We start from the raw sequence: 7,622 nt of genomic DNA on the forward strand, positions 1-7,622 counted from the left end.
CTTCAGGACAGCAAAATGGGCAATTTAAATATCAAAATACATCTACAAATGCACCTTGGAATACATTATCTACGTCATTAAATATTAAATAAACTAACAGAAGAATTCGATGTTATTTTTTTATGTTTGTTATATATGTAACGTTTGGATACCTAAAGGAGTCTACGTTTTTAAGTAGGCTCTTTCTAACTAATGATAAGATATCAGCAAATAGATAAACTATTTTTTCTAATCGACAAATTAAAAGTTTACATAACATTTTTCTGGTAAACAATTTTAGGTTTAATAGTGTAATCAATAAAGTAAGGAAATCTTTCATAAAATCAATTAAGTTATTTAATGGGTCTTTCATCATAAATATCTAAAACTACATATTTATGAAATTTTATAAAATTTTCACTTTATATTTAGTCCTAAATCATACGATTTTAATACAAAATACTATAATTTGATTAGTAATAGCAGTGAAAAAAACATTAAATATATCTAGATTTTAAAGCTAATGTTACTTTATTACGTAATTTGTTTAAAGGGATATATAGGGTTATTATTCAATGTAACTAAAATAATTTAAAAGGAGATAGGAAGTTATGTTTAAAGTAAAAACAAGGGGAAAAATAAAAGAAATTGTTATGGTTTCAACGGCTTGTACCATGTTGTCAATGTATGGAGCACCAATTTCTAGTACAGAGGCAGCAACTCGATCTCATGCCCCATCAGTTTATGTAACACCACAGAATACTGCTGCTTCAGATATTATTAGCATAGACTGGTCACCAGTCCAAACGGCACCTTATACATATTGGGCTGTGCATAACTGGAATCAGGGAGGAGAGGGTGGTGGTTATGCGGGCTTCCAACAACAAAGTGGTTTTGATCAATTCGGTAAACGTACCCTTCACTTTGCGCTTTGGGATCCAATAGCATCAAACCAAGCAATAAAAGCTGAATATTTATCGCCGACTTCAGAAGCCAGTAGATTTGGTGGAGAAGGAACAGGTCTAAAGGTACAAACAACTTATAATTGGAAAGATAGTGAATGGTATCGAATGACTCTACGTTCTTGGCAAGAAGATGGCCATACAAAGTTTGGCCAGTGGATAAAAGATAATAAATTAAATCAATGGAAGTTAGTTGCTATTATGGATCATCCAGTTGCAAATGTGGCATTTAACTATGGTTTATCGATGTTTCAAGAGGACTGGGCTGGTAATGGACAAGATGTAAGAGAAGCACGTCTTAAAAATGGATACAGCAGAAAAGTTTCAGATAAACAATGGAATTCTTGGAATAATCAGCGTATCTCCGGGCAACATGATACGTCCTATCAATACGATGGAGGAGCAACTTCAGAATATCTATGGGTTAGGGCAGGAGGAAATACTCAATCAACTATTGGTACTGGAAAAACCTTTAATATAAATCAGCCTAGTCAACCAGAAATGGGAAATTTAGATTTTGATATTCAAAATACTCGCTTTGAAGATGGAAAATTAAATGTTTCATGGAAATTGAAAGAACAAAGTACTCCACAGTTTAAAGGGAAAATTGAAATCTATGACAATGAAAAGTTAATGGGACAACCTTTGAAAGTAATCGATAATATTAAGTCTTACAAAACTGAGGTAAGTCAAACTATGCAATTGCCTCAAACGGCTTTTGCTAAAATTACATTAACAGACATATTTGATCGAACTGTAGAGAAAAAAGTAGAAATTACAAATGGAAATTCTGATATTTTAGTAGGGAACCAATTTGCATGGTCCCTAAAAGGATATAGTGATCGAGAAATTGCAAAAGTAGATTATAATAAAACAGCAGAAGAGCTGAAAATCAAATTAGAAGCTGGTGTGCCGCATTCTTATTTCAATAGCACATATGCAAGTATTAAAGTCCATAATTCATCTGGTAGCGTTATGTACAATAAGGAAATTATGGGAAATAGACAACAAAATGCTGAAACCCAAACAGTACCTGTAAAAGAGGGAGATTATATAGAATTTACTCATATAGAAGGGGAAGTGGCGAAGGAAAAAACACGAGCGACTTTAACTAACCTTGAGAATGGAAAACAGGAATATATCGGAAAGAAAAGAACATATCGGGTTACATCTACAGGTTTAATCAGACAATAGAAGTATTAAAAAGTTGGGGGAATCCCCAACTTTTTTTATCATTTTAGTCAAGAGGATTCCTTCTTCAAGGAATGCGAAGTGAGTAGGTGGAGATAAACTGGCTTCGAATAACGGATAGCAGGAAGCTTTATCAATAAGTATGCAAATATTTTAAAAACTAATTTTTATACAAAAAGTGTATACTTATGACAAAAAAGTTTCGTTAAACCAATAATTTTGTTTTGGGTAAATTTAAGGTGCGTAATTAATATGCGTTTTTCGAGGGAAATGTATAATTATGTCAAATTTTCTTCATTTACATGACCATGAACGTGGTATAAAAATGAAGCATATCCAAAATTATTAAAGGAGCTGAAAAAATGATTAAAAAACTTATTATTGGTTCTATTTTTTTAGGAACAGCAATAGGAGTAAGTAAACCTACATTTGCTTCAACAAATGATTCTCCATCACAGTTTCAAGATAGGGGAAATGCCCAAGTTCAATCAATACCATCACCATGGCAGTATTTAGGGCAAACCTCTAGGGAACTTCAAATTAAAACTAAGGATCCAAAAGTGCTTGCTTTTGAATTAGCAAAAGAGGCTCCATTTTACGAAGATGAATTAGTGGATGTGTGTTCTGCAATCTTAAGAGAAAATGTAAATGTAGTATATTGGACAAGTAAGGAATGGGCTAGATTTGAAGTAGGAAATTACGAGTTTAAACATGAAATGAAAATTTATAGAGATAAAGAACGTCAGCAATTAATTACTTCACTAGAATCATAAAAAAATAGAAGCTATCTTTAGTAAGATATGCATCCAATGTAGACAGGAAAAGAAATCACATAAAACTGTTTCGATATTGGAAAGTAAACTAAAAAAAACAAGTATAATTACTTGTTTTTTTTAGGTACAGTAATTATTTAGAAGGCTTAGCTTGTGCATGGTCACCTACATTAATTGGAAAACCATAATCCGCTCTACAACATGATTGGGATACAAAAGCTAGAAAGATATCAATCCATTTATTTTTAAATTGAATTAATATTCCTCCGTCATGGTATGATTCGTTATATTTTGAAAAATCATTTCACAAGCAATATGTAATACTTTATGGGAACATTATTAAATTTGAACGATATAAACAGAACTTTGTTGATAATTAGCTAAAAAAGTATTGTACGATTAAATGCATTGTGTTACATTTGTGTTACAAAACTATTACTTAATGTTATTATTGTTTCGGTAATGTTTCTTTTTGTTTCTGTAATGTTACGAAATTTATAGATGTTTTATGTGTATAGGAGTGTGTGTAGTAAAGAGTCTGAGTTGAAAATAAGTGCACACTTTAAATTTCCTTTCTGTCTGAATGAAGAAGACTACCAACTAATTAAGGGGTTTAAAGTAAAAACTTTAAATAAAATGTGCTTCCTTTCCCACACACAATTTAGTACATATTTAAAGTACAGTCTAGTTGCTACACAGACTCTTGTACATATAAACATTAAGGTGAAATAGAGATAAGGATTTATTACATAAAAAGCATTACTTAGCTAAACGTAAAAATATTATCTGTGCATTTTGATAAAATGTTAAAATGCCTAGATGATATTTTTTAGAAGATTTCTTGGATATGTTTATGAATAACAATTTCTAATACTTAATGATTCTCTACTGCTAAAATATCCAATAATTTATGTAATTGGATTTATAAGGTGTATGTACATTCACTTATATAGGGAAAATGAGGTTTTTCATATGAAGTATAGTTATAAAGTTTTTATATTTATTTGGACAATTATTTTATTGTTTTTTCTACTTTATTATGGTTACAGTGAAGTTTCCGACACCGAGCAGGTGCCAGTCATAACAATCAAAAAATAGAAGTGAAAAATATTGAGAAAACCAAATGAGATAAAAATAGATACAGTAGAAAGACTACTACAGGAAGTAATTAATCGTACGAAGTTAGATGAAATATTGGAAATAAAAAACTTTAATGGAAAATATGTTGATTGCTGCTTGGGGAGAAAATTGTAGATATCACAATTGGTATAAAGATATTCATGAGTTATTCAGAGGTTACGATTTACACTGCCTTAGGAAAAAAAGGATAGGTTTCCGAGACACCCTTTATATTTAAGTAACGATTCAAGCTAATAGATTACATAAAATCAGAGCGGATTGTGCATCGTCTTATTCGAACTACAAGAAACCATAAACGAACAAGTAAAGCGGGACTTAGAGTAAACTGTAATGGTGAAACAGGAGGAGACGCATGGGTGTGGTGTTCAATTTGTCATGAAGAACATCCCGTTCTTTTCTGATATGTTTCAATATAATCAAGGAAACCCCTATCATTCCTTACCATTATGTCAGCACACATATATGGTATACGCTCATTTAACAGAGAATTATGTAGGGGAAGATTTATTTCTTCTGCAAAGTGCTGCAGCATTCCATGATACAGGTAAACCGTTTTGCCGTGTATTTAAAAAGCTCAAAGGGTACCATTCGTATTATGGTCACGAATATGTCAGTACTCATATCGCTTGCCACTTTTTAATGGAACTTGGTTTCGAATGGGAGTTTATTGAGAAAGTATTAATGATTACAGAGTTTCATATGAAGATGTTACATGGCGGGGAAGAGGCAGCACGTGAAATCTATCATTACTGCGGTGATGAGATGCTTACGAAATTATATTTTTTCCGAGATGCAGATGCATTTGTGAAGTAGAGAAGGGAAAAAATGCTTGTAAATATCCACGAACATTGCACGTTCCTTGGTCGATAGGGGTAACAAGTGATGACTGTGTTCTACAAAATATGGACGGATTTGAAACTCAAGAAGTAATCGTACTAGAAAAGTTAGATGGTGAAAATACATCCCTTTATAAAGATGCTATTCATGCAAGGTCGTTATCAAGTGGTCATCACCCATCGAGAACATGGGTAAAAACGTTACAAGGAAGTATGGGGTATAGAATTCCAGAAGGCTGGCGTATATGTGGTGAAAATGTATATGCTTGTCATAGCATTCACTACACAGCACTGACTTCCTATTTTTATGTCTTTTCAATATGGAATGAGAAAAATGAATGTTTATCGTGGGATGCAACAGTTGCATGGTGTAAAAAGTTAGGCCTTGCACACGTTCCAGTGTTATATCGTGGCCCCTATAATGAAAAGGTAATTCGTTCGTGCTACAACGGTACTTCACTCTTTGGAGGAATTCAGGAAGGGTATGTACTTAGATTAATGGATGCGTTTCACTATAATGATTTTTCAAAATCCGTAGGGAAATTTGTTCGAAAAGACCATGTGCAATCCAATCAGCACTGGATGACACAAGCGGTTATCCCCAATAAATTAGCAAAATAAAAACACGCAACTCCAAATGGAACTGCGTGTTTTTTCGTTTTCTAACATCATTTGACGTTCATGTATGGTTACTCTTATCAGAGAATATACTCCCTAACACGGAAAACTATTAATTTATTAGTTTTTATTCGTAACTTTTAAAGTATCTAATACGACTTTAGTCGCGTCAGCAATAAGCTTATCATCATATTCTGCATCTTCTTTATCATGATTAGAAAGGATGGCAAGAACAATTGGCTTTTTATTTGGTGGCCAAATAATCGCAATATCATTCCTTGTTCCATAAGATCCTGCGCCTGTTTTATCAGCTACTTCCCATCCTTTTGGTACGCCCGCACGAATCAACTTATCACCAGTCGTATTTCTCTTCATCCAATCTACTAATAATTCACGTTTCTCTGTTGGAAGTGCAGATCCTAATGTAAATGATTGAAGTGTCTTAGCGATCGCTTCTGGTGTACTGGTATCGCGCGTTTCTCCAGGATGTACTTCATTTAATTCAGGTTCAAATCGTTCAGATTTAGTAACCGTATCTCCCGTTTCTCTCAAGATTTTTTCAAATGCGGATGGACCACCTAATTTTTTAAGAATTAAATTATGTGCCGTACTGTCACTATATCGAACAGAAGCATCTGCAAGTTCTTTTAACGTCATTCCTGTATCCACATGCTTTTCTGTAATTGGATTATAATTAGAAAGGTCTTCACGCGTATACGTAATCCTTTCATCAAGAGCTTCTATTGAGTTCTGACGTAAAAGAGCTCCCGCTGCTAATGATTTAGATGTAGAGGCAAATGCAAAACGATCATTTGGATGATAAGCAACAGTTTGATTTGTACCTGTATCCAGAGCATAAATACCAAGCTTAGCATTATATTCTTTTTCAAGCTTAGCAAAAGAATCATGACGTGTATTTTCTTGTTTAATTTGCTTTATTTGTTTTGTTTGCTTAGGTAGTTCAGATGGAGTATTACTATTAGAACACCCTATTAGTGTTACACATGAAAGTAATACGACAGGTACAATCTTTTTGTAGGTAAAGAACTTGTTTAAAACGTACATGAATTTTCAACCTCTTTCAACGATATATGGATTTTGTTTTGGTATTTTAAATACCGATGTTAATTAAAGTGGGTGTTGGATACCAATACTTCTGAAGTTGAATTTTAACAGGATAAGCAGAACCAAAGCGTTTATATGAATGAACGGTTACTGTTTAGGGTGTTTCTTTTTTGCTTACACTCGTAATAGTTTACCTGTGAAAGTATTAAACTCGTAACGTTTAAATGAAGTATTTCAATACACACTTTTTTTACATCACTTTACTTTTGGGAATAATAAGTCCTTTCATATTTTTAGGAATACACATAATAGACACTCTAAGTAATAAATTTGTTCCATTTTAACTTGGTGAACGGTAAAGAAAATACAATGAATTGTAAATGAAACCTGTACGGGAGTATAGTACAGTGCATATGAAAACTCCCTCAATGCTATCTCTGAAAAAATCATAATTCTCGGCTTTATAAACTGTATTTTCAAAAACATTGCGAGCTTGTAAGAAAAATGAAAGGTAATTCAATATGAGATAAACAACCTTACTACTACAATGAAAAACAGAATTATTCTTAAAAATCATGAGATACGATATCAAGTTATTTGTGTGTTTAATATATTTGACCAAATATTCCAGTTTCAATAGGAAAAGTCGAATCAGACCATTAACAAATGGTATATTATTCGTATTTTGGAAAAGTCAAAATGTAGACAAGCATCTTCTATCAAATCTCATTCTTAGTGTGTACATTTGGAGGGGATTTCTCATATGAAATTAGTAAAAGTAACAGATGTTAGTTAGGAGAAAGATGATAATGTTAACAAATTCTATGGGAAGGTGAAGAAAGAAGGTAGCGTAGGTCTATTCCTACGTGTATATCATTTAGATAAAAAAGGTGTAACAGCTTGGGAGGAAGTGCAGGAAGACGAGCTTCCTAAGAAAGTAAAAGAAAAACTAGGTGTGAAATAATCATTTATTTGTGATGGTGGATTCTCCTACGTCGAGGGTTTGCCGTTTTTTATTATATGTTATGTTGTAATTTTTTATATGAAGTATATTGAAA

The 7,622-nt window shown here is 32.7% G+C and carries 6 protein-coding genes and 2 pseudogenes; 6 read left to right on the top strand and 2 right to left on the bottom strand.

Going from position 1 to position 7,622, the window contains the following annotated elements:
- The 3 genes from GBN78_RS27420 to GBN78_RS27435 all read left to right on the top strand — a co-directional run.
- On the top strand, positions 1 to 92 hold a 92-nt coding region (locus GBN78_RS27420), incomplete at its 5' end, for a DUF4879 domain-containing protein (RefSeq protein WP_152127915.1).
- Between the two features lie 498 nt (positions 93 to 590).
- The gene (locus GBN78_RS27430) at positions 591 to 2,135 is read left to right on the top strand and encodes a DUF3472 domain-containing protein (RefSeq protein WP_076775132.1); all 1,545 of its coding nucleotides are present in this window, start codon (positions 591 to 593) and stop codon (positions 2,133 to 2,135) included.
- 359 nt (positions 2,136 to 2,494) lie between these two features.
- Positions 2,495 to 2,905, top strand: coding sequence for a hypothetical protein (locus tag GBN78_RS27435; protein WP_000592185.1), 411 nt, complete (start codon positions 2,495 to 2,497; stop codon positions 2,903 to 2,905).
- A gap of 133 nt (positions 2,906 to 3,038) precedes the next feature.
- On the opposite strand, the pseudogene GBN78_RS27440 reads toward GBN78_RS27435, so the two are convergent.
- A pseudogene (locus GBN78_RS27440) lies at positions 3,039 to 3,194 on the bottom strand (DUF2278 family protein); the annotation flags it as partial.
- Between the two features lie 1,181 nt (positions 3,195 to 4,375).
- On the opposite strand from GBN78_RS27440, the gene GBN78_RS27445 reads away from it, so the two are divergent.
- Positions 4,376 to 4,858, top strand: coding sequence for an HD domain-containing protein (locus GBN78_RS27445; protein WP_065223726.1), 483 nt, complete (start codon positions 4,376 to 4,378; stop codon positions 4,856 to 4,858).
- Positions 4,859 to 4,947: 89 nt separating this feature from the next.
- On the top strand, positions 4,948 to 5,502 hold the full coding sequence (locus GBN78_RS27450) for an RNA ligase family protein (RefSeq protein WP_000348598.1): 555 nt from the start codon (positions 4,948 to 4,950) through the stop codon (positions 5,500 to 5,502).
- Between the two features lie 117 nt (positions 5,503 to 5,619).
- Here the strand turns inward: GBN78_RS27450 and blaIII are convergent, their stop codons facing one another.
- The gene (gene blaIII / locus GBN78_RS27455; RefSeq protein ID WP_000289419.1) at positions 5,620 to 6,564 is read right to left on the bottom strand and encodes a class A beta-lactamase BlaIII; all 945 of its coding nucleotides are present in this window, start codon (positions 6,562 to 6,564) and stop codon (positions 5,620 to 5,622) included.
- Between the two features lie 859 nt (positions 6,565 to 7,423).
- On the opposite strand from blaIII, the pseudogene GBN78_RS30930 reads away from it, so the two are divergent.
- Positions 7,424 to 7,528 (top strand): annotated as a pseudogene (locus GBN78_RS30930) (YxeA family protein); the annotation flags it as partial.
- Positions 7,529 to 7,622: the final 94 nt, after the last annotated feature.

It is taken from the genome of Bacillus sp. B2-WWTP-C-10-Post-4, from assembly GCF_009183805.1.
Taxonomy (GTDB): Bacteria; Bacillota; Bacilli; order Bacillales; family Bacillaceae_G; genus Bacillus_A; species Bacillus_A cereus.

Bases quoted from the DNA above. Each gene is read 5' to 3' on its own strand.
- GBN78_RS27435 (WP_000592185.1), top strand. From the start codon at position 2,495: ATGATTAAAAAACTTATTATTGGTTCTATTTTTTTAGGAACAGCAATA.
- blaIII (WP_000289419.1), bottom strand. From the start codon at position 6,564: ATGTACGTTTTAAACAAGTTCTTTACCTACAAAAAGATTGTACCTGTC.
- GBN78_RS27445 (WP_065223726.1), top strand. From the start codon at position 4,376: ATGGTGAAACAGGAGGAGACGCATGGGTGTGGTGTTCAATTTGTCATG.
- GBN78_RS27450 (WP_000348598.1), top strand. From the start codon at position 4,948: ATGGACGGATTTGAAACTCAAGAAGTAATCGTACTAGAAAAGTTAGAT.
- GBN78_RS27430 (WP_076775132.1), top strand. From the start codon at position 591: ATGTTTAAAGTAAAAACAAGGGGAAAAATAAAAGAAATTGTTATGGTT.